A 25,569-nucleotide genomic window follows, 5' to 3' on the forward strand; every position below is an offset into this window, starting at 1 on the left:
AGCTGAGTTGGCATTTGCCTGAATCACAGGTGGTATCCATGTTGGTCATTTCAAAGCAATCCGCGACTGCGGCGGCTTCGACGAGTCTGTTCGTGCTGCTCTGGAGCAGCGGGGCTATCTTCTCCAAGTGGGGCCTGGCCCATGCCTCGCCGTTCGCCTTTCTGCTGGTGCGTTTTTCCATTGCCCTGCTGGGCCTGCTGTTGCTGGTCCCGCTGCTCAAGTTCAAGTTGCCCAAAGGCGGCAAGCCGCTGCGTTATGCCGCGGCGACGGGGCTGGTGTTGCTCGGCGCCTACCAGATCTTCTATCTGCTGGCGCTGGACCTGAAGGTCACGCCGGGCGTCATGGCGACGATCATGGGCGTGCAGCCGATCCTCACGGCGGTGCTGATGGAGCGCCAGCGCTCCTGGAGCCGGATGTTCGGTCTCGGGTTGGGGCTGGCGGGGCTGATCCTGGTGGTCTACCAGGGCATCGGCCTGGCGGGCATGTCGCTGGCCGGGATGCTCTTCGGCCTGCTGGCGCTGGCGAGCATGACCTTCGGTTCGATCATGCAGAAGCGCATCACCGACAATCCCCTCGGCACGCTGCCGGTGCAGTACCTGGCCGGGCTGCTGTTGTGCGGAGTGTTCGTGCCGTTCCAGCCGTTTCATGTCGAGACCGGCAGTGGCTTCATCATTCCGGTGCTGTGGATGGGGCTGGTGGTGTCGGTGCTGGCGACGTTGTTGCTGTACCGGCTGATCGCCCGGGGCAATCTGGTGAATGTCACCAGCCTGTTCTACCTGGTGCCGGCGGTGACGGCGGTCATGGATTACCTGATCTTCGGTAACCGGCTGGCGTTGCTGAGCATGCTCGGGATGGGGTTGATCATCGTCGGCCTGGTATTCGTGTTCCGCAAGGCGGGTTGATGCGTCTCTGGAACGGGTACGGCAGCCTGGTGCTGTTGTGCCTGTTCCGGAGCATTCGCGGGCAAGCCCTGCTCCTACAGGATGGCGTCGCTCCGTGCGATCCACAATCTGTAGGAGCCGGGCTTGCCCGCGAATGGGCCCTCAAATTTCCTACAGCGTTACCGCTGCGCCACGGCGCCGGCTTTCGCCACCGCCGGCTTCAACACCAGCCACAACGCCACCGCGATCAATACCCCGCCGTACAGATGCGCCATCGACAGCGGCTCATCGAGAAACAATGCCCCCCACAACACTCCGAATGCCGGGATCATGAAGGTCACGGTCATCGATTTCACCGGCCCGATATTGCTCAGCAGCTTGAAATACACGATGTAGGCGAACGCCGTGCAGATCAGGCCGAGCCCCAGCAGCGCACCCCAGACTTCAAGGCCGCCCCAGCTTGCCGGCGGGTGGCTGATGGCGCTGGCGGCGAAGAACGGCAGGATCACCAGCGTCGCACCGAACATGCTGCCCAGGGCCGACAGCCGTGGGTCGAGCCCGCCCTGATGGTCGAGCCAGCGCCGGGTCAGGAAACCGGCGAAGCCATAGCTGGTGGTGGCGAGCAGGCAGGCGCCCGCACCCAGTAGCAGGTCGAGGTCGAAGGTCACCGGGCCGGCCCGGGTCAGCACCGCCACACCGAACAGCCCGAGGAAAATCCCCAGCAGCTTGTTCAGCGTGAACTTTTCGTGGAAGAACAGGCCGCCGATCAGCACCCCCATCAACGGCGTGGTGGCGTTGAAGATCGACGAGTAGCCGGCCGGCAGCACCTTGGCCGCCACCGAATACAGGGTCGCCGGCAGCCCCGAGTTGATCACCCCGAGCAGCAGGCAGACCTTGAACTTGCCCTTGAAGTCCCATTTCACGCGCATCAGCGCGAGCATCGCCAGCAGGCCGACAGCCGCGATCGAGACACGAAAGAACGCAGTGGGAAACGCACCCAGCACAGGGGCAATGATGCGCATGAACAGGAAGCTGGCGCCCCAGACGGCAGCCAGGCTGAACATGCGGACGATATCGGCGGGATTCACGGTGGGCTTCCTTGGCAGGCTAGGGCGAGCAAGTGTGTCGGGATGTTACGTTCAGGGCAAGGTTGCACAACACGATGACAGGCTTCTAAGCTCAACGGGCTCGCGACCAGAACAACGAACGAAAAATCCCGCAGAGGTTTGACTATGCCGCAGCAATGGCCGGCCGCCGATATCGCCCGTACGATCCTTGATGGCTTCGATAACTATCGCGAGCATTTTCGCCAGATCACCGATGGCGCCCGTGCCCGCTTCGAGGGTGCACGCTGGCAGGAGGCGCAGGCGGCATCGGCGGCGCGGATCAATCTTTACGAAGAGAAGGTCGCCGAGGTCAATGCCCGGTTGCGGGCCGGGTTCGAGGCCGAGTCGTTGCTCGATCTGGGCATCTGGCCGCTGGTGAAAAGCGCCTATATCAGCCTGATCGATGTGCGCTTCGACGATGAACTGGCGGAAACCTGGTACAACTCGGCCTTCTGCAGCCTGTTCAGTCACGACCTGATCAGCGACGGCTGCATGTTCATCCACACCACCCGGCCGTCCCTGCGGCGCGCGCGGGCGGCGCAGACGCGGATCTATCGCCCGCAGGGCGAACTGTCGGGCATGCTCGAACGGATCTTCACCGACTATCGCTTCAGCGAGGATTACGCCGACCTGTCCGGCGACCTGCGGCGCCTCGAAGCGCAACTGCGCGAAAGCCTGCCGGACTGGGTGTGCAAGGACCCGGAACTGAGCGTCGAGCTGTTTTCCTCGGTGCTCTATCGCAACAAGGGCGCCTACCTGGTGGGGCGCATCTACACTCACGACGAGCAGTGGCCGCTGGTGATCCCGTTCCTGCACCGCGAGGGCCGCGGGATCCGTATCGATGCCTTGATCACCGACGAGGCCGAGGTGTCGATCATCTTCTCCTTCACCCGTTCCTATTTCATGGTCGATGTGCCGGTGCCGGCGGAGTTCGTCGGTTTTCTCAAGCGCATCCTGCCGGGCAAGCACGTGGCCGAGCTGTACACCTCGATCGGTTTCTACAAGCACGGCAAGTCGGAGTTCTACCGGGCGCTGATCGACCACCTGGCCAACACCGACGACCGTTTCATCATGGCGCCCGGGGTGCGTGGCATGGTCATGAGCGTGTTCACCCTGCCGGGCTTCAACACGGTGTTCAAGATCATCAAGGACCGCTTCTCGCCCTCGAAGAACGTCGACCGGGCCACGGTGATCGAGAAGTACCGGCTGGTGAAGAGCGTCGACCGGGTCGGGCGCATGGCCGATACCCAGGAGTTCGCCGACTTCCGTTTCCCCCTGGGCAAGTTCGATCCGGCCTGCCTCGAGGAGTTGCTGGAGGTGGCGCCGTCCACCGTGCAGGTCGAGGGCGAGACGGTGCTGATCCGCCACTGCTGGACCGAGCGGCGCATGACCCCGCTGAACCTCTACCTCGACAACGCCAACGAAGCCCAGGTGCGCGAGGCGCTGGATGACTATGGCCTGGCGATCAAGCAACTGGCGGCGGCGAACATCTTCCCCGGCGACATGCTGCTGAAGAACTTCGGGGTCACCCGCCATGGCCGGGTGGTGTTCTATGACTACGATGAAATCTGCTTCCTCACCGAAGCCAACTTTCGCCATATCCCGCCGCCGCGCACCCCGGAGGACGAAATGGCCTCCGAGCCCTGGTACTCCATCGGTCCGCTGGACGTATTCCCCGAGGAGTTCCCGCCCTTCCTGTTCGCCGATATCGGCCAGCGCCGGCTGTTCGCCCAGTTGCACGGCGAGCTGTACGACGCCGATTACTGGAAGGGACTGCAGGAGGCGATTCTCGCCGGCAAGGTCATCGATGTGTTCCCGTATCGGCGGCGGGCATTGGACAACGAGTAGGCTTGGCCAAGGCGGGCTCGCCACAGAGGGGGGCAAATCTGCGACAATCCGCCCCCTGCCTACATAGACGACCCTTGCCGAGCCGATGACCGACGAATCGCCCACTATCGACCAACTGCTGAAAAACCTCGACCTTGCCATGATCGCCGACCGCCACCGCCTGCGGCGGCAGTTGCTCGACCTGCGCAAGAAACCCGATGAAGCCAGGCTGGCTCAGTGGGTCGAGAGAATGCAGGCTTCCTGCGCCCTGGTCACGGCGCGGCGCCAGAGCGTGCCGACGATTCGCTACGACGACAGCCTGCCCATCGCCGCCAAGCGCGACGAGATCAAGGCGGCGCTGCTCAAGCACCAGGTACTGGTCATCGCCGGCGAGACCGGCTCGGGCAAGACCACCCAGTTGCCGAAGATCTGCCTGGAAATCGGCCGCGGCCAGCATGGCCTGATCGGTCATACCCAGCCGCGGCGTATCGCTGCGCGCAGCGTGGCGAGCCGGGTCGCCGAGGAACTGGCGACACCGCTGGGCAGCCTGGTCGGCTACCAGGTGCGGTTCGAGGACCAGAGCGATTCCAACACCCTGGTCAAGCTGATGACCGACGGTATCCTGCTGGCGGAAACCCAGAACGATCGCTACCTCGAACGCTACGACACGATCATCGTCGACGAAGCCCACGAGCGCAGCCTGAACATCGACTTCCTGCTCGGCTACCTCAAGACCCTGCTGCCGCGGCGCCCGGATCTCAAGGTGATCATCACCTCGGCGACCATCGACCTGGAGCGTTTTTCGAAGCACTTCAACGATGCACCGATCGTCGAGGTGTCGGGGCGCACCTTCCCGGTGGAGACCTGGTACCGGCCGATGACTTCCGAGCAGGACGAGGAAGGCAACCGGGTCGAGGACGACCTCACCGTCGATCAGGCGATCCTCGCCACCCTCGACGAGATCGCCGCCCATGAGCGCCATGAGCGCAAGAGCCCCGGCGACGTGCTGGTGTTTTTGCCCGGCGAACGCGAGATCCGCGATGCCGCCGAGATGCTGCGCAAGGCCCAGCTCAAGCACACCGAGATTCTTCCTTTATACGCGCGGCTGACACCGGCCGAGCAGCAGCGGATCTTCCAGTCCCACGCGGGGCGTCGGGTCGTGCTGGCGACCAACGTCGCGGAAACCTCGCTGACCGTACCGGGCATCCGCTACGTGATCGACAGCGGCACCGCGCGTATCAGCCGCTACAGCTACCGCGCCAAGGTCCAGCGCCTGCCGGTCGAGGCGATCTCCCAGGCCAGCGCCAACCAGCGCAAGGGTCGTTGCGGGCGCGTCGAACCGGGGATCTGCGTGCGCCTGTACAGCGAAGAGGATTTCAACGGCCGGCCGGAGTTCACCGATCCGGAAATCCTGCGCACCAACCTGGCGGCGGTGATCCTGCAGATGCTGCACCTGCGCCTGGGCGAGATCACCGCGTTCCCGTTCATCGAGCCGCCGGACGGCAAGGCCATCAGCGACGGCTTCAACCTGCTGCAGGAACTCTCGGCGGTTACCCGCGACAACCAGCTGACCCCGCTCGGCCGCCAGTTGGCGCGCCTGCCGGTGGACCCGCGCATGGGCCGCATGCTGCTGGAGGCAGCCAAACTCGGCAGCCTGCAGGAAGTGCTGATCGTCGCCAGCGCCATGTCGGTGCAGGACCCGCGCGAGCGCCCGCCCGAGCGCCAGCAGGCCGCCGACCAGGCCCACGCGCAGTGGAAGGACGCCGATTCGGACTTCGCCGGGCTGATCAACGTCTGGCGCGGTTTCGAGGAGCAGCGCCAGGCCCTCGGGGCGAGTGCCTTGCGCAACTGGTGCCGGAAGAACTTCCTCAATTACCTGCGCATGCGCGAATGGCGTGACTCCCACCGACAGCTGGCGCTGATCTGCCGCGACCTGCAACTGGCGATCAACAAGGAACCGGCCGACTATCCCAAGCTGCACAAGGCGGTGCTGTCCGGCCTGTTGAGCCAGATCGGCCAGAAGACCGAGGAAGGCGACTACCTCGGCGCGCGCCAGCGGCGCTTCTGGGTCCACCCGTCCTCGGGCCTGGGCCGCAAGCGGCCGCAGTGGCTGATGACCGCCGAACTGGTGGAAACCACCAAGCTCTATGCGCGCATGGTCGCCAAGATCGAGCCGGACTGGATCGAGCCGCTGGCCGGGCACCTGATCAAGAAGAACCACTTCGAACCCCACTGGGAGAAGAAGCGCGGCCAGGTAGTGGCCTTCGAGCAGATCACCCTGTTCGGCCTGATCGTGGTCGGCCGGCGGCCGGTGCATTTCGGCCCGGTCGACCCGGTGGTTTCGCGCGAACTGTTCATCCGCGAGGCGCTGGTGCGCGGCGAAATCCAGTCCAGGGCCAAGTGTCTGGGCGCCAACACCCGCCTGCTCGAACAGCTCGATGAACTGGAGGCCAAGGCCCGTCGACGCGACATCCTCGCCGACGAGGAAACCCTGTTCGCCTTCTACGACGCGCGCCTGCCGGCGGAGATCCACCAGACCGCGACCTTCGACAGCTGGTACCGTGTCCACAGCCAGAAGAATCCGCAACTGCTGATCATGCGCGAAGAAGACGTGCTGGCCCGCGAGGCCAGTGAAGTCACCGCCGCGCAGTACCCGGACACCCTGCATCTGGGCGATCTGACCCTGGCGCTGAGCTATCACTTCGAACCCAACCACCCCCGCGACGGTGTGACCCTGCGCGTGCCGGCGCCGCTGTTGCCGATGCTGCCCGCCGAGCGCCTGGAGTGGCTGGTGCCGGGCCTGATCGAGGCCAAGTGCATCGCCCTGGTACGCAACCTGCCCAAGGCCCTGCGCAAGAACTTCGTGCCGGTGCCGGACTTCGTCAAGGCGGCGCTGCAACGCATCGACTTCGCCGAGGGTTCGCTGCCCCAGGCGCTGGGGCGTGAGCTGCTGCGCATGACGGGCGCGCGGGTCAGCGACGAGGCCTGGGCCGAAGCGGCGCAGCAGGTGGAAAGCCACCTGAAGATGAACCTCGAAGTGGTCGACGCCCAGGGCAAGTTCCTCGGCGAAGGCCGTGACCTGGCGGAACTGACCGCGCGCTTCGCCCAGGCCAGCCAGGCGGCGCTGGCCGTGCCGCAAACCGCGAAAAGCCAGCAGCCGGTGGAAGCCAAGGGTTTCGCCGCTGTCGCCGAGACCACCCAGCAGAAGATCGCCGGCCTGTCGATGACGGTCTATCCGGCACTGGTGGAAGAGGCGGGTACGGTCAAGGAAGGGCGCTTCTCCACCCCGGCCGAAGCCGAGTTCCAGCATCGTCGGGCGTTGCAGCGGCTGTTGCTGCAGCAACTGGCCGAGTCGGCGAAGTTCCTGCGCGGCAAGCTGCCGGGCCTGACCGAGCTGGGCCTGCTGTATCGCGAGCTGGGTCGTGTCGAAGCGCTGGTGGAAGACATCCTGTTGGCCAGCCTCGACAGTTGCATCCTCGACGGTGAAGACCCGCTGCCCCGCGACGGTGCCGGCCTGGCGTCCCTGGCCGAGCGCAAGCGCGGCCACTGGACCGAGCATGCCGAGCGCCTGGCACGCCTGACCCTGGAGATCCTCAAGCTCTGGCACGGCCTGCAGAAGCGCTTCAAGGGCAAGATCGACCTGGCCCAGGCGGTGGCGCTCAACGATATCAAGCAGCAACTGAGCCACCTGGTCTACGCCGGGTTCGTCCGGGAAACGCCGGGGCTCTGGCTGAAGGAATTGCCGCGCTATCTCAAGGCGATCGAGTTGCGCCTGGAGAAGCTGCCGGCCCAGGTGCAGAAGGATCGGGTCTGGAGTACCGAGCTGGGCGGCCTGTGGAGCCAGTACCAGGCCCGCGCGGCCAAGCATGCCCAGGAAGGCAAGCGCGACCCGCAACTGGAACTATATCGCTGGTGGCTGGAGGAGTACCGGGTCTCGCTCTTCGCCCAGCAGTTGGGGACCCGGGCACCGATCTCGGACAAGCGCCTGAACAAGCAGTGGAGTCAAGTGGAAGCCTGACCATGGGTAAAGGCCCATTGATCTTCACAATGGGCCAAACTCCCGTGTTTATGGCACACTTCGCGGATAAATGCCCGGTTCAGCGATTGAGCCGCAAGAAAACCACCCGGCGTCATCCCCGTTGTCAGGGGTTGGCCTTTTTACATGTTGGTACGACTGTACCAATGCCTTCTGCCTGAACAGAACATAGAGGAACGACCGTGCATAACGTCGTCATCAGCGGCACCGGCCTGTACACCCCGGCCAACAGCATTTCCAACGAAGAGCTGGTGCACTCTTTCAATACGTATGTACAACAGTTCAATGAAGAAAATGCGGCGGCCATCGAGCGCGGCGAGGTTCAGGCCTTGACCGAGTCCAGCGCCGCCTTCATCGAAAAGGCCTCGGGCATCAAGAGCCGCTTCGTCATGGACAAGGACGGCATTCTCGATCCGCGGCGCATGAAGCCGCGCCTGCCCGAGCGCAGCAATGACGAGTGGTCGATCCTCTGCCAGATGTCCGTGGCCGCCGCCGAACAGGCCCTGCAACGGGCCGGCAGGACCGCCGCGGACATCGACGGGGTGATCGTCGCCTGCTCCAACCTGCAGCGCGCCTATCCGGCGATTGCCATCGAGGTCCAGGAAGCCCTCGGTATCCAGGGGTTCGGTTTCGACATGAACGTCGCCTGTTCCTCGGCGACCTTCGGCATCCAGAACGCCTGCAACAGCGTGCAACTGGGCCAGGCCCGGGCGATCCTGATGGTCAACCCGGAGATCTGCACCGGCCACCTGAACTTCCGCGACCGCGACAGCCACTTCATCTTCGGCGATGCGGCGACGGCGGTGATCATCGAACGGGCGGACCTGGCCACCTCGGCCCACCAGTTCGATATCGTCAGCACCAAGCTGCTGACCCAGTTCTCCAACAACATCCGCAACAACTTCGGCTTCCTCAACCGCGCGGGAGAAGAGGGGATCGACGCCCGCGACAAGCTGTTCGTCCAGGAAGGGCGCAAGGTGTTCCGGGATGTCTGCCCGATGGTGGCGGAACTGATCAGCGAGCACTTGCAGGAGAACCAGCTGAATGTCGGCGACGTGAAGCGTTTCTGGCTGCACCAGGCCAACCTCAGCATGAACCATCTGATCGTCAAGAAACTGCTGGGTCGCGACGCCACCGCAGAGGAAGCCCCGGTGATCCTCGACACCTACGCCAACACCAGTTCGGCCGGTTCCGTGATCTCGTTCCACAAGAACCAGGACGATCTGGCGGCCGGTTCCCTGGCAGTGCTCAGTTCGTTCGGTGCCGGCTATTCGATCGGCAGCGTGATTCTGCGCAAGCGCTGATCGAGCGGCGGCATGTGGAAAAAGACAGCGTCGCGATAGTCTCAAAAAGCCACTACTGAAAGCGCAAAGCCCCGTAAACCGGGACTTTGCGCTTTTTTCTGTCGGCTCGAAAAAGTTCCGCTGTCATAAAAGCTTTATATAAAGGCAACGGTCCTGAAATAACCCCACGCCAAGATTCCCTCCCAACAAAGCGGGTCAGTCCCCGGCAACAGCCGTGCCCCCGCACGATGACAGCGGACGTCGCAAAAAAGACCCGAAGCGTTTGAATCCAGAGGAGCGAAACAATGAACAAGTGCACCTTGGCCCTGGCAGTGGCCGTAGGGGTTTTGTCCCAACAAGCATTTGCCGAGAGCCAGGCTGACGCCAAAGGTTTCATCGAAGGTGCTACGTCGACCCTGGGTCTGCGTAACTACTACATCAACACCGACAACCGCAGCGGCAAGCCGGCCCAGAGCCTGGTGTCGGAATGGGGCCAGGGCTTCGACCTGCGTTTCAACTCCGGCTACACCCAGGGCACCGTCGGTTTCGGTCTGGATGTGATCGCTCTGGAAGGTATTCGCCTGGATTCCGGTCGTGGCACCAACGGCGCCACCACCACTTCCTACGGCACCACCATGTTCCCGGCCGAATCCACCGATGGCAAGAACGCCAAGGCCGTCAACGATTTCGGCAGCCTGGGCGTGACTGGCAAGGTGCGCGTTTCGCAGACCGAACTGAAAGTCGGTACCCTGATGCCGAACAACCCGGTCATCAAGTACAACGACGGTCGCCTGCTGCCGCAGACCTTCACCGGTGGCGAGCTGAAGTCGAACGAAATCAAGGACCTGACCCTGGTCGCTGGCCAGGTGGAAGCGGCCAAGGGCCGTAACTCCAGCAACGACGAAGGCCTGTCCCTCGCCGGTGCCAACAGCCCGACCTCGAGCGGCCGTCGCAGCAACAAGTTCTACTACGGTGGTGCCGACTACAAGATCACCAAGGACCTGACCGCTTCGTTCTACCACGGCGAGCTGAAGGACTTCTACTCGCAGAACTTCCTGGGTCTGGTGCACAACTGGGCAATCGGCCCTGGCGTACTCAAGAGCGACCTGCGCTACTACCGCAGCCGTGACAACGGTGCCAATGGTGATACCAGCGCCTACTTCACCACGGGCTACTACGATGACAAGCCAGCCAACAGCCGTACCAAGGGCAAGGTCGACAACGACCTGTACAGCTACCTGGCCCTGTACTCGATCGAAGGTCATACCTTCGGTGCCGGCTACCAGTACACCAAGGGTGACAGCGACTTCCCTTGGCTGAACCAGGGTGACGGTTCGTCCAACAGCACCATCACCGACGCCCAGATCCAGAAGTTCGCCCGTGCCGGCGAGCGTACCTGGCAGGCTCGCTACGCCTATGACTTCGCCAAGGTTGGCGTACCTGGCCTGACCGCCGGCGTGACCTACCTGCACGGCGACAACATCCAGAACGCCGCGGGTGACCAGAGCGAGTGGGAGCGTGACATCAGCCTGGCCTACGTGATCCCGCAAGGCACCTTCAAGAACCTGGGCTTTGCCTGGAAAAACGCCATGTGGCGTACCAACTCGGCCGTGGCTTCCAGCACCCAGGACGAAAACCGCCTGATCGTCAGCTACTCGATTCCACTGCTGTAAGCACTGTTGTGTAAGCTCTTTTTCACTTCACGCCCTGCTCGGCACACTGCCGGCGGGGCGTTTTTTTGCCTTTTGCGCTGTCATTACGGACGTCTTCGCGGCGGTTCGGCGCCCCGACAAGCCCTGCTCCTACAGAGTCGCGTCTTGCACGAGTCCTGCACACGGCGCTGCCCTGTAGGAGCAGGGCTTACCCGCGAAGAGGCCCCCCACAATCGCTACAAGTCCCGTTAGCCCATCATCCGCAAATCATCTCTGCAACGTCTGTCTGAACTCGTTGCACCATGGTGTTCCCACCCCCGTCCCCAGTCCAATGAAATAGTTTTTAATCTCCTCTCCCTGCGCGATACTGCCCCGGCGAATGCACCTGCCCTGGGGATATCGATGCCGCTACAACGCCTGCAAAGCCTTGCCGAGATCGCGCCCGAGGATTGGGATGCGCTGGTGCCGTCGGGGCAACCCTTCCTGCGTCACGCCTTCCTCAGCGCCCTGGAGGACAGCGGCAGCCTCGGCGAGCGTTCCGGCTGGCAGCCGGAGCATCTGCTGCATATCGAGCAGGGGCGGCTGATCGCCGCGTTGCCCAGCTATCGCAAGTGGCACTCCTACGGCGAGTACGTGTTCGACCATGCCTGGGCCGACGCCTGCCAGCGTGCCGGTATCGCCTACTACCCCAAGCTGCTCACCGCCGTGCCGTTCAGCCCGGTCGGCGGCCCACGGCTGCTGGCGGCCAGCGCCGAGGACGGTGTCGAGTTGCTGTCGGCGTTGCCGGGCTATCTGGAGATCGAGGAACTGTCCAGCGCTCACATCAACTTCACCGACGCCCTGGCCGATGCCGCCCTGGCCGGGCAACCGGGCTGGCTGCAGCGCCTGGGTTGTCAGTACCACTGGCAGAACCGCGACTACCGGGATTTTCAGGATTTCCTCGACGCCTTGAGCTCACGCAAACGCAAGCAGATGCGCAAGGAACGCGAGCAGGTGTTGGCCCAGGGTTTCGAGTTCGAGTGGCTGGAGGGCAGGGCGTTGACGCAGGCGCAATGGGACTTCGTCTACGCCTGCTACGCCAACACCTACGCGGTGCGGCGCCAGGCGCCATACCTGACGCGGGCGTTCTTCAGCCTGCTGGCCGAACGCATGCCGGAGGCGATCCGGGTGGTCATGGCCCATCAGGGCGGGCGGCCGGTGGCCATGGCCTTCAGCCTGATCGGCGGCGACAGCTTCTACGGGCGCTACTGGGGTTGCCTGGCGGAGTTCGACCGCCTGCACTTCGAGACCTGTTTCTACCAGGGCATGGACTACGCCATCGCCCAGGGCCTGAAACGCTTCGATGCCGGAGCCCAGGGCGAGCACAAGCTGATTCGCGGCTTCGAACCGGTGATCACCCACTCCTGGCACTACCTGCGCCACCCCGGCCTCAAGGCGGCGGTGGCGGATTTCCTCGAACGGGAGCGGGTCGGCATCCTGGAATATGCCGAGCAGGCGAGGGCGGCGCTGCCTTACCGGCAGGCCTGACCCTCGAGGGCACGCTCAGTCGATCCCGACAAAGCCACCAGTCTGGTGCTGCCACAGGCGCGCATACAGGCCGCCGCGCGCCAAGAGCTCGGCATGGCTGCCGGTTTCGGCAATGCGCCCATGCTCCAGTACCACCAGGCGGTCCATGCGGGCGATGGTCGACAGGCGGTGGGCGATGGCGATCACCGTCTTGCCTTCCATCAGTGTTTCCAGGCTTTCCTGGATCGCCGCTTCCACTTCCGAGTCCAGCGCCGAGGTCGCTTCGTCCATGATCAGGATCGGCGCGTTCTTGAGCAGTACCCGGGCAATGGCGATGCGCTGGCGCTGGCCGCCGGAGAGTTTCACCCCGCGCTCGCCGACATGGGCATCGAAGCCGGTTCGCCCCTCGGCATCCGAGAGCAGTGGAATGAACTCGTCGGCCCGGGCCTTGAGCACCGCCTCGTAGAGTTGCGCATCGCTGGCATCCGGCCTGCCGTAGAGCAGGTTGTCGCGAATCGAGCGGTGCAGCAGCGAGGTGTCCTGGGTAATCATGCCGATGTGCTCGCGCAGGCTTTCCTAGGCGACCTGGGCGATGTCCTGGCCGTCCACCAGGATGCGCCCGCCCTGTAGGTCATACAGGCGCAGCAGCAGGTTGACCAGGGTCGACTTGCCGGCCCCGGAAGGGCCGATCAGGCCGATCTTCTCGCCCGGGCGAATGGTCAGGTTGAGGTCCGAGATCACTCCGCTGCGCTTGCCGTAGTGGAAATCGACATGTTCGAAACGCACCTCGCCACGGCTCACCGCCAGGCGTGGCGCCTGTTCGCGGTCGGTGACGGTGATGGGCTGGGCGATGGTCTGCAGGCCGTCCTGGACCATGCCGATGTTCTCGAAGATGCCGTTGACCACCCACATGATCCAGCCGGACATGTTGACGATCCGGATCACCAGGCCGGTGGTCAGGGCGATGGCGCCGACCGACACCAGCGACTGCGTCCACAGCCACAGCGCCAGGCCGGTGGTGGTGACGATCAGCAGGCCGTTCATGCTGGTGATGGCGACGTCCATGCTGGTGACCACCCGTGATGCCAGTTGGGTCTTCTCGGTCTGCTCCACCAGCGCCTCGCGGGCGTACTGCTGCTCGAAATGGGTGTGGGCGAACAGCTTCAGGGTGGTGATGTTGGTGTAGCCGTCGACGATCCGCCCCATCAGCTTGGAGCGCGCGTCGGAGGACTCCACCGAGCGCTGCTTGACCCGCGGCACGAAGTAGTAGAGCGCACCGCAGTAGCCGGCGAGCCACAGCAGCAGCGGGATCATCAGGCGCCAGTCGGCTTCGACGAACAGCACCAGCGCACTGATCACGTAGATCAGCACGTGCCACAGCGCATCGACCGCCTGCACGGCGGAGTCGCGCAGCGAGTTGCCGGTCTGCATGATGCGCTGGGCGATGCGCCCGGCGAAATCGTTCTGGAAGAAATTCAGGCTCTGGCGCAGCACGTAGCTGTGGTTCTGCCAGCGGATCAGGCTGGTCATGCCCGGGCTGATGGTCTGGTGCACCAGCAGGTCGTGCAGGCCGAAGAAGATCGGCCGCAGCACCAGCGCGACCACCAGCATCCACAGCAGCTCGCCGCCGTGCACCGAGAAGAACTCGGTATTGGGCGTGCCCTGGGCCAGGTCGATGATCCGGCTCAGGTAGCTGAACAGGGCCACTTCGATCAGGGCGGCGAACAGCCCAACGATCAGCAGGGCGACGAAGCTCGGCCAGACCTGGCGCAGGTAATACAGGTAGAAGGGCAGGACCTTGTTCGGAGGCGCGGCGGTGGGAGCGTCGCGGAAGATGTCGATCAGTTGTTCAAAGCGACGATAGAGCATGGGGTCTGATGCCCGTCGATCGGGCTCTCCTTGGAGGTGAAGCCGCGCCGGCCGGGGCTTCCTGCCCGCGGCCGGCTGCTGCCGTTAGTCGATGCGCTTGGCCGACTTGATGTACACCGGGTCCACCGGCACGTCGGACATGCCCTGCTTGTTGGCGGTCGGCGAGTTGACGATGATGTCGACCACCTCCATGCCCTTGACCACCTTGCCGAACACCGCGTAGCCGGCGTCGCGGCCCGGGTCGAGGAAGTCATTGTCCTTGACGTTGATGAAGAACTGGCTGGTGGCCGAGTTCGGGTCCGAGGTCCGCGCCATCGCCAGGGTGCCACGCACGTTGTGCAGGCCGTTGCTGGCTTCGTTGCGGATCGGCGCCTGGGTCGGTTTCTGCACCATCTGCGCGGTGAAACCGCCGCCCTGGGCCATGAAGCCCGGAATCACCCGGTGGAAGATGGTGTTGTTGTAGAAACCGCTGTCCACATAGGACAGGAAGTTCTTGGTACTGATCGGCGCCTTGACCGGGTCCAGTTCGATTTCGATGGTGCCGTTGGTGGTCACCAGTTGCACGTGAGGCGCCTTGGTCGCCTCGGTGGCGGCCATCAGGTTGGCGGCGAACAGGACGGAGCCGGTGAACAGGGCGATTTTTTTCAGCATGGTTCAGTGATCCTGGGTGGTGGTTTCGACTGCGCTCAGAAACTCGAGCAGGGTCCGGTTGAAGACCTGGGGTTGGTCCAGTGGGGTAGCGTGACGGGAGTCGGCGATGACTACCAGTCGGGCATCGGGAATAAGTTTGACATAGCTTTGCTTGAGCGAGACCGGCGTGTAGTCCCGGTCGGCGCTGACGATCAGGGTTGGACAGGTAATCGCCGACAGTCGTTCCTGCACGCCCCAACCGACGATGGCGTCGAAGCTGGCGAGATAGGCGCGCTTGTCATTGCTGGCCCAGCGCTCGGTCATCTTGCGGCGCAGTTCGGCCTGTTCCGGCTTGGGGAACAGCATGGAGCCGAGGGCCCTGCCGATGCTGTTGAGGCTCAGCAGGCGCGCCAGGCTCCAGCGCTTGGCCCACTGCCAGTAGTCGTTGGCGCTGCGTACCTTGACCTCCGGGGCGCTGTTGACCACGCACAGGCTGCGCAGCAGCCGGGGGCGGTCGACCGCCAGCTGGAAACCGATCATGCCGCCCATCGACAGGCCCACCAGGTGTGTCGGGCCCAGCTCCAGGTGCTCGATCAACGCCACCACGTCGGCGGTGAAGCCGGCGATGCTGTAGCGCTGGCGCGGCTTGTCGGAGCGGCCGTGGCCACGGATGTCGACGACGATCACCCGGTAGTGCTCGGCCAGTACCGGCACCTGCAGTTCCCAGTCCTGGCCGCTGGAGCCCAGGCCGTGGACCAGCAGCACCGGAGTACCCTGGCCATGTTCTTCGTAGTGCAGCAGGCAACCGTCGTGTTCGAAATAGGCCATCGGTCAACGTCCTGTCAGGCTTGCAGGGGCGCGGCGAACGGTGCGTCCAGCGGCGCGGTGTCGAAAGTGCGCAGCAGCTCGACGAGAATCTGCGTGGCCGGCCCCAGGGGTTTGTCCTTGTTCGAGTACAGGAAGAACGTCGGGTGGCGGCTGCCGCCCTGATCCAAGGGTAGTTGCTTGAGCAGCCCTTCGCGGATTTCCCGCTCGATCAGGTGGCGCGGCAGCCAGGCGAAGCCCAGGCCATTGCCGACGAAGGTGGCGGCGGTGGCCAGGCTGCCGACGGTCCAGCGCTGTTCGGCGCCGAGCCAGCCGACGTCCCGTGGCTGCTGGCGCCCGGAGTCGCGGATCACCACCTGCAGCTGGCTTTCCAGGTCCTGGAAGGTCAGTTGCCGTTGCAGGCGGTGCAGGGCGTGTTCCGGATGGGCGACGGCAACGAACTCCACCGCGCTCATTTCGGTACCCAGGTAGCCGGGGATATTGAAGCTGCTGATGGCCAGGTCGGCGACGCCTTCAAGCAGCACCTCCTCGACCCCGGACAGCACCTCCTCGCGCAGACGCACCCGGCAACCGCGGCTCTGCGGCATGAACGCGGTCAGCGCCCGCACCAGCCGGGCGTTGGGGTAGGCGGCGTCGACTACCAGGCGAACCTCGGCCTCCCAACCCTGCTCCATGTGGTGCGCCAGGTCCTCGAGCTGGCTGGCCTGCTTGACCAGTTGCCGCGAGCGCCGCAACAGCACCTCGCCGGCTTCGGTCAGCACCGCCTTGCGACCGTCGATGCGCAGCAGCGGCACGCCGAGCTGATCCTGCATGCGGGCCACGGTGTAGCTGACGGACGACTGCGAGCGGTGCAGGGCTTCGGCCGCCTGGGCGAAGCCTCCGTGATCGACCACGGCCTGCAACGTTCGCCATTGATCGAGGGTCACGCGGGGCGCTTTCAAGTTGGGTTCCTCTTGTCCTAAGCTGGCGGTCCACATTGGAGACCGTCGAATGAGAAAGTTCTGTTGCGTATTGCTGGCCCTGCTGCCGGTCAGTGCCCTTGCCTACCCGATCGATGTCGAGAAACAGCTCAATGGCCTGAGCATCGACTACACGGCCCATGACACCGACCAGGACATCGGCTCCCTCCAGTTGAACAACTACGGCAAGACCGATGCGGTGTGCAAGGTGGTCTTCATCAACGGTCCCGAGGCGCCGAAGACCCGCCAGGTGGAGGTATCGGCCGGGAAAACCGTGAACGTCACCGCCAAGTTCAACCGCAAGATCATCCGGCTGCGAATGAACCTCAGCTGCACGGCGAAATGAAAGCACGGGCGGGTTACCGACAAGCATGCGCTTTCTATTAACAAATTTATAGATAGATTGAAGCAGATTTTTCCGCTTTTTAATCGATATAGTCCTGTTTAATCTTTGCTCCATCGACTTAACGCCTTCACCGATGGAGCACTTCCCATGTCCCGCGTACTGATCATCGAAAGCAGCGCCCGCCAGCAAGACTCGGTTTCCCGTCAACTGACCCAGCAATTCATCAGCCAGTGGAAAGCCGCGCATCCCGCCGACGAAATCACTGTACGGGACCTGGCGCAGAACCCGGTGCCGCATCTGGACATCAACCTGCTGGGTGGCTGGATGAAGCCGCAGGAACAGCGCAATGCGATAGAACAGGCGTCGCTGGAGCGCTCCAACGAACTGACCGACGAACTGCTGGCCGCCGACGTGCTGGTGCTGGCCGCGCCGATGTACAACTTCGCCATCCCCAGCACCCTCAAGGCCTGGCTGGACCACGTGCTGCGTGCCGGCGTGACCTTCAAGTACACCGAAACCGGCCCTCAGGGCCTGCTGACCGGCAAGCAAGCCTACGTGCTGACCGCCCGTGGCGGGCTGTATGCCGGTGGCACCCACGATCATCAGGAACCCTACCTGCGCCAGGTGCTGGCCTTCATCGGCATCCATGACGTGGACTTCATCCATGCCGAAGGCCTGAACATGGGCGGCGACCTCCACGAGAAGGGCCTGAACCAGGCGAAAGCCCGTCTGGCCCAGATTGCCTGAGGTCTTAATCTTCAGCTAATCGCGAAGGGGTTAACTGTCTGCAAGTTCATCAAACAGCCCCTTCATGTTGTTTGCGCATCGAACCTCCCTTTGCACTGGTTGCTCCTAAGTGCATGTAACCCGATCCGGCCCCGCTGCCCGATCGGGTTTTTTTATGGCCGCGTGGCGCAAAAGCCGTTAAGGTCGCGGCCATTCTTTGGGGGCGACATTCCCGATCCTTTCAGCAATGGCACGACTTGCTCGAAGGCGCCCCGATCCTGTAGGAGCCGGGCTTGCCCGCGAAGCTTCTAGCGGCCTCAGGGGCCCCTTCGCGGGCAAGCCCTGCTCCTACAAGAATCGGGCTTGGTCACCACATCTATGGGGCATTTATGGGTTACCTGCTTATCGTCACGCTGATCCAGGCGTTTTCCTTCAACCTGATCGGCGAATACCTCGCCGGCCATGTCGACAGCTACTTCGCGGTGCTGGTACGGGTGGTGCTGGCCGGGCTGATCTTCATCCCGCTGACCCGCTGGCGCCAGGTGCCGCCGGCCTTCATGCGTGGCATGCTGCTGATCGGCGCCCTGCAGTTCGGCATCACCTACGTCTGCCTGTACCTGAGCTTCCGCGTACTGACCGTGCCGGAGGTCCTGCTGTTCACCATTCTCACCCCGTTGCACGTGACCCTGATCGAAGACGCGCTCAACCGGCGCTTCAACCCCTGGGCGCTGGTCGCGGCCCTGGTGGCGGTCAGCGGTGCGGCGGTGATTCGCTACGACCGGATCAACCCGGACTTCTTCATGGGCTTCGTGCTGCTGCAACTGGCCAACTTCACCTATGCCGCCGGCCAGGTCATGTACAAGCACCTGGTGGCGCGCCACCCCAGCGACCAGCCGCACTATCGGCATTTCGGCTACTTCTTCCTCGGTGCCCTGGCGGTGGCGTTGCCGGCCTTCCTGCTGTTCGGCAAGGCCCGCTATCTGCCGGACGGTACCCCGCAGTGGCTGGTACTGGGCTTCCTCGGCGTGATCAGTACCGCGCTGGGCATGTACTGGTGGAACAAGGGCGCCTGCCTGGTCAACGGTGGCACCCTGGCGGTGATGAACAACCTGCACGTGCCGGTGGGCCTGCTGATGAACCTGCTGATCTGGAACCTGCAGGAAGACCTGCTGCGCCTGTTCGTGGGCGGCGGCGTCATCCTGGCCGCCGTCTGGATCAGCCGCCTGGGCGTGCGTCGGCCTGCCAGCCTGCAACGCTCCTTGTAGGAATCGACTTGCTGGCAATCTGCTATAACTGCCATCGAACCCGATCCAGGATTCGGCCCAGGGAAGGAAAAACTATTTCAAAACTTCAGCAGGCGCATGGTTTCCCATGGCCTGTCACCGCCCAGGGCTGCCGAATCTGCTGATGGGAACCCTTTTTTTCGGCTTTGCGGCGGTATTCGAAGGCGACGTGCAGACGGCGAAAAATTGCCTATCGTAAAGAGTCTCCACCGGACGAAGAGACCCTTGCCATGGATATCGAGACGCTGTTTGCGGAGTTGCATAGCCTTCCCAGCATTCCCCAAGTCGCCCTGGAACTGGTCCAGCAATTCGACAACCCCCATGAAAGCCTGGAAAAGGTCGCGCGCAACATCGAGCGCGACCCGGTCATTGCCGCCAAGGTGCTGCGCCTGGCGAACTCGGCGCGCTTCAAGGGTGCCCGCGAGTCGGCCAGCATCGAAGACGCCGCGATGCGCCTGGGCTTCAACGTGCTGCGCACCCTGGTCCTGGCTTCGGCCGTGACCGGGGCGTTCAAGTCGGCGCCGGGCTTCGACCTCAAGGTCTTCTGGGGGCGTAGCTTCCAGGTCGCCAGCGTCAGCCGGCTGCTGGCCCGCCAGGCCGGGCTCGATGCTGAAGTGGCGTTCACCTGCGGGGTCATGCACGACATCGGCGAGCTGCTGATCCAGACCGGCGCCCCGGACTACGCCGCGCGCATCAAGGGTGCCAGTGGCACCACCAGTCGTGCCGCCAGCGAAACCCAGCAGTTGGGCTTCGGCTACCCGGAAGTCGGCGCGGAGTTGGGCAAGCGCTGGAACCTGCCGCTGACCCTCCAGTCGGCCATCCGCTACCAGGCCCAGCCGCACCTGGCCCCCGAGGGCCAGCCCTACGCACGGGTCACCGCCCAGGCCATGGAAATCTGCGATGCCCTGGAACAGCACGGCGGGCCGAATGCCGAGGCGCGCAACGCCCTGGGCGGCCCGTTGTTCGACGGCGTCGACCTCGACGCGCTGTTCGACAAGCTGCCCCTGGTGCTGGAACAGGACAAGGCCTTTGCCGATTTCCTTGCCTGACAGGTGATCATTGCGCCGAGCGCTCTGTTTCACGTAGAGCGTTCGTCTATGCCCGCTGCCGAGGGGGCACCTTGGCGTCCCGGTGGGACGCCATCGCCAGCAAGCCGGCTCCTACAGGGCCCGGCTCTGCGGCTCCGGCACATGGCTGGCCCCCAGCAGCGCCGGCAACATCCCCGCCCGCAAGTCGCCGCCACTCGGCTGCTGGTACAGGCTCAGGCCGAACTCCGGCAACACCGCCAGCAGGTAGTCGAAGATATCCCCCTGGATCCGCTCGTAGTCGGCCCACACGGTGGTGCGGGTGAAGCAGTAGATCTCCAGCGGCACGCCCTGGGCCGTGGTCTGCATCTGGCGGACCATGCAGGTCATGTTCTGCTGGATTTCCGGGTGGTTCCTGATGTACGCCAGGGCATAGGCACGGAAGGTGCCGAGGTTGGTCATGCGCCGGCGGTTGGCCGACATGGCGGCGACGTTGCCCTGGGCCTCGTTCCAGGTTTTCAGCTCGGCCTGCTTGCGGCCGATGTAGTCGGTGAGCAGGCGCACCTGGCCCAGGCGCTGTTCCTCGTCGTCATGCAGGAAGCGGATGCCGCTGGCGTCGATGAACAGGCTGCGCTTGATCCGCCGCCCACCGGACTGCTGCATGCCACGCCAGTTGCGGAACGACTCGGACATCAGCCGCCAGGTCGGGATCGAGACGATGGTCTTGTCGAAGTTCTGCACCTTGACCGTGTGCAGGGTGATGTCGACCACGTCGCCGTCGGCCCCGACCTGGGGCATCTCGATCCAGTCGCCGACCCGCAGCATGTCGTTGCTGGTCAGTTGCACGCTGGCGACGAACGACAGCAGGGTGTCCTTATAGACCAGCAGGATCACTGCCGACATGGCACCCAGACCTGACAGCAGCAACAGCGGCGAGCGGTCGATCAGGGTGGCGACGATGACGATGGCGCCGAGCACGAACAGCACCATCTTCGCCAACTGCACGTAGCCCTTGATCGAGCGGGTGCGGGCGTGTTCGGTACGCGCGTAGATGTCCAGCAGGGCGTTGAGCAGGGCGCTCAGCACCAGCATCTGGAACAGGATGGTCACCGCCAGCGCCAGGTTGCCGAGGAACAGCAGGCCGGTCTTGCCCAGGTTCGGTACCAGGTACAGGCCGAACTGGATCACCAGCGACGGGGTCATCTGCGCCAGGCGGTGGAACACCTTGTTCTGGCGCAGGTCGTTGAGCCAGTGCATCGCCGGTTGCCGGCCCAGTAGGCGGGTGGCGTGCAGGATCAGGTAGCGCGCCAGCCGACCGAGCACCAGCGCGACGAGCAGCAGCAACGCCAGGGCCAGCCCGGTGTGCAGCAGGGGATGTTGATCGAGGGCGCCCCAGAGGTCCTGGGCGCCGATCCAGAGCTTTTTCATATCCATGAGGGATGAGGATTCTTCTGCAGGAAATGGCCGAGAGGGATTAGAGCATTTAACCGGGTGAAGATGACCGTTGAAGACACGTCCGTTCACAAAAACGTCACTGTTTATCGGGGGTTGTGCAAAGAAACTCGGCCTTGGCGCTGGAAACCGTTAACCTATGCAGCTGATATTTTGCATTTCTTCGAGGTCAGCCCCCGTGTTTTCCCAATTCGCCCTGCACGAACGCCTGCTCAAAGCCGTGGCCGAGCTTAACTTTGTCGAGCCTACCCCGGTGCAGGCCGCGGCCATTCCGCTCGCGCTCGAAGGGCGTGACCTGCGGGTGACGGCGCAAACCGGCAGCGGCAAGACCGCCGCGTTCGTGTTGCCGATCCTCAACCGCCTGATCGGCCCGGCGAAGATCCGGGTCAGCATCAAGACCCTGATCCTGCTGCCAACCCGCGAGCTGGCCCAGCAGACCCTCAAGGAAGTCGAGCGCTTCTCGCAGTTCACCTTCATCAAGTCCGGCCTGATCACCGGCGGCGAAGACTTCAAGGTGCAGGCTGCGATGCTGCGCAAGGTGCCGGATATCCTGATCGGTACCCCGGGGCGCCTGATCGAGCACCTGAACGCCGGCAACCTGGACCTCAAGGAAGTCGAGGTGCTGGTGCTCGACGAAGCTGATCGCATGCTCGACATGGGCTTCGCCGACGACGTGCAGCGCCTGGTCGACGAGTGCGCCAAGCGCCAGCAGACCCTGCTGTTCTCCGCCACCACCGGCGGTTCCGGCCTGCGCGAGATGATCGGCAAGGTGCTGAACACCCCCGAGCACCTGCAGCTCAATGCCGTCAGCCAATTGAGCGAGAACACCCGCCAGCAGATCATCACCGCCGACCACGACCACCACAAGGAACAGATCGTCAACTGGCTGCTGGCCAACGAGACCTACGAGAAGGCGATCATCTTCACCAACACCCGGGCCATGGCCGACCGTATCTACGGCCGTCTGGTCGCCCAGCACTACAAGGCGTTCGTGCTGCACGGCGAGAAGGACCAGAAGGACCGCAAGCTGGCCATCGACCGCCTCAAGCAGGGCGCGGTGAAGATCCTCGTTGCCACCGACGTCGCCGCCCGCGGCCTGGACGTGGATGGCCTGGACCTGGTGATCAACTTCGACATGCCGCGCAGCGGCGACGAGTATGTGCACCGCATCGGCCGTACCGGGCGTGCCGGCAACGACGGCCTGGCGATCTCGCTGATCTGCCACAACGACTGGAACCTGATGTCGAGCATCGAGCGCTACCTCAAGCAGAACTTCGAGCGCCGCACCATCAAGGAGGTCAAGGGCACCTACAGCGGGCCGAAGAAGGTCAAGGCGTCGGGCAAGGCCGCCGGCACCAAGAAGAAAAAGACCGACGCCAAGGGTGACAAGAAGAAGTCGTCGGCCAAGACACCGACCCGGCGCAAGACTGCCAACCGGCCGAAAAGCGATGCGCCGGCGCTGGTCAGCCAGGACGGCATGGCGCCACTCAAGCGCCGCAAGCCACAGGCCTCGACCGGCGAGTAGGCGCCGGTCATCGGCGGGAGGCCAGGGCTGGCTGAACGGCCACGGTTGTCGCCTGTCCACTACTGACAAGGGAGATTTTTCCTTTCAACAGTGGGAGGTTGCATCAGGATGACGACTTACAACTGGGAACTGATCGAACGTCTGCTCCATGAAGTGCAGAACAGTGCCGGCCACAACTTCGCGCCACGGGCCTATGCCGAGCAACACGCCACGGCCCAGGCGGCTGCGGGTGAGCCGCCGGGCAATCTCGATGAGCTCAAGGCCCTGGCTGCCGATTACGAGCGGGTGCTGCTCAGGAACGGTTTCATCGCGCCGCGGCCGGAAGAGGAGGGGGGCAATGGTGAGAACTTTGTCCTCACGCCAAGGGGATCTAGCCTGCTGAGCCTGATCGACAGCAGCATTCCCGGCAATGACCATCCACGGCTGGTGCTGGATGAGCAGCAGGATGCGCTGGATCCGCGGGTGTTCGACGAGCTGGCGTCCAAGGCGCAGATTGCCTGAGGCCTTTGGGGAGGGTGCTCAACCCTCCTTCAGGCACTTCAACTCGCTGAAGTCCCGCCGCAGATCGGCGATCCGCTTGAGCAGCAACTGCCGCTGGGTCGGGCTGCTCTCGGCCACCAGATCGACTATCAGGCTGCGGGTCGCCCGCTCGGTGCGCTCGTAGGCCTGGCGATACTCCGCCGTCCACAGACTGTCCTGATGCTGCAGCAGTTGCGCGATCCTCTGCTCGAACTCGGCATTGCGGCGTTCGGCGACCGCCTCGCTCAGTTGCGCCTGCCAGTAGGCCCGGTTGGCGATCCACAGACGGTTCTGCTCGCCGAGCGCCGTCGACCAGGCGATGACCCGCTGCTGCTGGCTCAGGCTCAAGGGGCCGATCCAGGCCTTCAGGCGCTTGCTCATCCGTTCGCCGCGATCGCGGATCTGTTCCTCCAGCGGCGGCGCGACATATTCGGCCTGGCGCTCACGCTGCTCCTTGGCGAAGGCTTCGTTCATCTCCGCGACTTGCCGATCGTCCAGGCCCCTGAGCAGCTCGACGGCCGATGGGGTGATCTCCCGGGCCACCTGGGCGATCGCCGTCCGGGCCTCGACGGTGCGCGCCTGCAAGTGGGCGTCATCGACCTGGCCGTTCTCGATCATTGCCTGCACGCGGTCCAGCCAGTGCAGGTAGTCGGGCAACTGGGTGGTGCAGTGCCATTGCAGATGCTCCCTGAGGCGCTCGTTAAGCCAGCCTTTCTGCTCGCGATGCATCTCGATGTAGTCGCCGAGGGTCCAGGGAATGATCACATCGAGGTTGCGATAGGCCAGGCCGATCCGGGTACAGGCGGCGATTGCCAGACTCAGGAGCAGGCAGCAGAGCAGTAGGGCGCGACGGCACGGCATGAGCGAATCCTTGCTGGGGCGTTCTCCCCATAGAACACCGTATGGCCCGGCGGTTCAATGCAAAGATGCATGGCCTTGCGGCAGGCTCCCGGGGTGTGGGCAAGGTGTGAGCCGGTTCGCGGATGAACCGCCGGTTCCCACAGCCTGCCGTGCAGGGCGTGAAACAGCCGCGGGCAAACTCGGGTAGAATGCCCGCCACGCAATGAGGGTATCGGAAATGGCTTTAATCGGGCGCTACAACAGCTTGCAAGTGGTCAAGCACACTAACTTCGGCTTGTACCTGGATGGTGCGCAGGATGGCGAGATTCTTCTGCCCAATCGCTATATCCCCAAGGACGTTCCCAGTGAGGACGAGGACTGGCTGAATGTCTTCATCTACCTGGACAGCGACGACAAGCTGATCGCCACCACCGAGACGCCGAAAGTCCAGGTCGGCGAGTTCGCCAGCCTCAAGGTCAAGGAGGTCAACAGCATCGGCGTGTTCCTCGACTGGGGCCTGCCCAAGGACCTGCTGCTGCCGTACTCCGAGGAAAAGCGCCAGTTGAATGCCGGCGACTACTGCGTGGTGCACGTCTATCTCGACAAGCACACCCGTCGCATCACCGCCACCGCGCGGCTGGACCGCTACCTGGACAAGACCCCGGCCAACTACAAGGTCGGCCAGGAAGTCGATCTGCTGGTGGTCGAAACCACCGACATGGGCTACAAGGCCATCATCAATAACAGGCACTGGGGCCTGATCCACAAGAACGAGGTGTTCAAGTTCCTGCGGTCCGGCAAACGGGAAAAGGGCTACATCAAGCAGATCCGTGCCGACGGCAAGATCAGCCTGAGCCTGCAACCGGTCGGTGAAGAGGCCGCCGGCAGCCTGAATGCGAAGATCCTTGCCAAGCTGCGTGAAAGCAACGGCGTGCTGCCGGTCAGCGACAAGAGCGACCCGGCGCTGATCAGCGACCTGTTCGGGGTCAGCAAGGGCAATTTCAAGAAAGCCATCGGCGCGCTGTACAAGCAGGGCCAGATCGTCATTCATGCCGATCGCATCGAACTGAGCTGAACCGTTGCCGCCAAGGCCCCGGTGAAGCTGCCGAGGCCTTGGCGGGGTTCACGCGCAAGCGTGGGATTTTCCCCGAGAAAGTCCACTTTTATTCTCTTCCAGCAAGTCTTCCCGATCTCGGCTATGTTTCTCGTTACCCCGCCTGAACTGTGTGGGGCGGTGACGGGGGGCTGTCGGTTTTTCAAGCAATCTGCGGCGCCGGTT

The 25,569-nt window shown here is 63.7% G+C and carries 19 protein-coding genes and 1 pseudogene; 13 read left to right on the forward strand and 7 right to left on the reverse strand.

What is annotated here, in order from left to right; genetic code table 11:
• The first annotated feature begins 38 nt into the window (after positions 1–38).
• Complete coding sequence (locus PF66_RS24275) at positions 39–902, forward strand: DMT family transporter (RefSeq protein ID WP_054064038.1); 864 nt, start codon at positions 39–41, stop codon at positions 900–902.
• 158 nt (positions 903–1,060) lie between these two features.
• Here PF66_RS24275 and PF66_RS24280 read toward each other — a convergent pair whose 3' ends face one another.
• Positions 1,061–1,969 (reverse strand): DMT family transporter, encoded by a 909-nt coding sequence (locus tag PF66_RS24280; RefSeq protein ID WP_152973079.1) that lies wholly within the window; start codon positions 1,967–1,969, stop codon positions 1,061–1,063.
• Between the two features lie 144 nt (positions 1,970–2,113).
• On the opposite strand from PF66_RS24280, the gene aceK reads away from it, so the two are divergent.
• The 5 genes from aceK to PF66_RS24305 all read left to right on the forward strand — a co-directional run bounded on the left by aceK (position 2,114) and on the right by PF66_RS24305 (position 12,312).
• The gene (gene aceK / locus PF66_RS24285) at positions 2,114–3,835 is read left to right on the forward strand and encodes a bifunctional isocitrate dehydrogenase kinase/phosphatase (protein WP_054064039.1); all 1,722 of its coding nucleotides are present in this window, start codon (positions 2,114–2,116) and stop codon (positions 3,833–3,835) included.
• Between the two features lie 85 nt (positions 3,836–3,920).
• A complete protein-coding gene (hrpA, locus tag PF66_RS24290; protein WP_054058324.1) occupies positions 3,921–7,832 on the forward strand; it encodes an ATP-dependent RNA helicase HrpA in 3,912 nt (1,303 codons plus the stop codon).
• A 200-nt stretch (positions 7,833–8,032) separates the two neighbouring features.
• A complete protein-coding gene (locus PF66_RS24295) occupies positions 8,033–9,154 on the forward strand; it encodes a beta-ketoacyl-ACP synthase III (RefSeq protein ID WP_054064040.1) in 1,122 nt (373 codons plus the stop codon).
• Between the two features lie 284 nt (positions 9,155–9,438).
• The gene (locus PF66_RS24300; RefSeq protein WP_054058322.1) at positions 9,439–10,806 is read left to right on the forward strand and encodes an OprD family porin; all 1,368 of its coding nucleotides are present in this window, start codon (positions 9,439–9,441) and stop codon (positions 10,804–10,806) included.
• Between the two features lie 381 nt (positions 10,807–11,187).
• The gene (locus PF66_RS24305; RefSeq protein WP_054058321.1) at positions 11,188–12,312 is read left to right on the forward strand and encodes a GNAT family N-acetyltransferase; all 1,125 of its coding nucleotides are present in this window, start codon (positions 11,188–11,190) and stop codon (positions 12,310–12,312) included.
• 15 nt (positions 12,313–12,327) lie between these two features.
• Here the strand turns inward: PF66_RS24305 and PF66_RS24310 are convergent.
• The 4 genes and pseudogenes from PF66_RS24310 to PF66_RS24325 all read right to left on the reverse strand — a co-directional run bounded on the left by PF66_RS24310 (position 12,328) and on the right by PF66_RS24325 (position 16,556).
• Positions 12,328–14,160: pseudogene (locus tag PF66_RS24310) on the reverse strand (ABC transporter ATP-binding protein).
• 84 nt (positions 14,161–14,244) lie between these two features.
• On the reverse strand, positions 14,245–14,811 hold the full coding sequence (locus PF66_RS24315; protein WP_054064041.1) for a peptidylprolyl isomerase: 567 nt from the start codon (positions 14,809–14,811) through the stop codon (positions 14,245–14,247).
• Between the two features lie 3 nt (positions 14,812–14,814).
• The gene (locus tag PF66_RS24320) at positions 14,815–15,618 is read right to left on the reverse strand and encodes an alpha/beta fold hydrolase (RefSeq protein ID WP_054058318.1); all 804 of its coding nucleotides are present in this window, start codon (positions 15,616–15,618) and stop codon (positions 14,815–14,817) included.
• A gap of 14 nt (positions 15,619–15,632) precedes the next feature.
• On the reverse strand, positions 15,633–16,556 hold the full coding sequence (locus PF66_RS24325) for a LysR family transcriptional regulator (RefSeq protein ID WP_054064042.1): 924 nt from the start codon (positions 16,554–16,556) through the stop codon (positions 15,633–15,635).
• Positions 16,557–16,605: 49 nt separating this feature from the next.
• On the opposite strand from PF66_RS24325, the gene PF66_RS24330 reads away from it, so the two are divergent.
• The 4 genes from PF66_RS24330 (at position 16,606) to PF66_RS24345 (ending at position 19,978) form a co-directional block, all read left to right on the forward strand.
• Complete coding sequence (locus tag PF66_RS24330) at positions 16,606–16,920, forward strand: hypothetical protein (protein WP_054058317.1); 315 nt, start codon at positions 16,606–16,608, stop codon at positions 16,918–16,920.
• A gap of 147 nt (positions 16,921–17,067) precedes the next feature.
• Entirely contained in the window at positions 17,068–17,667 is a 600-nt protein-coding gene (locus PF66_RS24335) for an FMN-dependent NADH-azoreductase (protein WP_054058316.1), read from the forward strand.
• A gap of 368 nt (positions 17,668–18,035) precedes the next feature.
• Complete coding sequence (locus PF66_RS24340) at positions 18,036–18,911, forward strand: carboxylate/amino acid/amine transporter (protein WP_054064043.1); 876 nt, start codon at positions 18,036–18,038, stop codon at positions 18,909–18,911.
• Between the two features lie 248 nt (positions 18,912–19,159).
• Complete coding sequence (locus tag PF66_RS24345; RefSeq protein WP_054058314.1) at positions 19,160–19,978, forward strand: HDOD domain-containing protein; 819 nt, start codon at positions 19,160–19,162, stop codon at positions 19,976–19,978.
• A gap of 111 nt (positions 19,979–20,089) precedes the next feature.
• Here PF66_RS24345 and PF66_RS24350 read toward each other — a convergent pair whose 3' ends face one another.
• The gene (locus PF66_RS24350) at positions 20,090–21,388 is read right to left on the reverse strand and encodes a mechanosensitive ion channel family protein (protein ID WP_054058313.1); all 1,299 of its coding nucleotides are present in this window, start codon (positions 21,386–21,388) and stop codon (positions 20,090–20,092) included.
• Positions 21,389–21,584: 196 nt separating this feature from the next.
• Here PF66_RS24350 and PF66_RS24355 point away from each other — a divergent pair, with 196 nt between their 5' ends.
• A complete protein-coding gene (locus tag PF66_RS24355; RefSeq protein ID WP_054064044.1) occupies positions 21,585–22,931 on the forward strand; it encodes a DEAD/DEAH box helicase in 1,347 nt (448 codons plus the stop codon).
• 108 nt (positions 22,932–23,039) lie between these two features.
• Positions 23,040–23,432, forward strand: coding sequence for a hypothetical protein (locus PF66_RS24360; RefSeq protein WP_054058311.1), 393 nt, complete (start codon positions 23,040–23,042; stop codon positions 23,430–23,432).
• 18 nt (positions 23,433–23,450) lie between these two features.
• On the opposite strand, the gene PF66_RS24365 is transcribed toward PF66_RS24360, so the two are convergent.
• Entirely contained in the window at positions 23,451–24,311 is an 861-nt protein-coding gene (locus tag PF66_RS24365; RefSeq protein WP_054064045.1) for a DUF6279 family lipoprotein, read from the reverse strand.
• Positions 24,312–24,528: 217 nt separating this feature from the next.
• Here PF66_RS24365 and PF66_RS24370 point away from each other — a divergent pair, with 217 nt between their 5' ends.
• The gene (locus PF66_RS24370; protein WP_054064046.1) at positions 24,529–25,365 is read left to right on the forward strand and encodes a CvfB family protein; all 837 of its coding nucleotides are present in this window, start codon (positions 24,529–24,531) and stop codon (positions 25,363–25,365) included.
• Positions 25,366–25,569: the final 204 nt, after the last annotated feature.

This window comes from Pseudomonas asplenii, assembly GCF_001293465.1.
GTDB lineage: Bacteria > Pseudomonadota > Gammaproteobacteria > Pseudomonadales > Pseudomonadaceae > Aquipseudomonas > Aquipseudomonas fuscovaginae_B.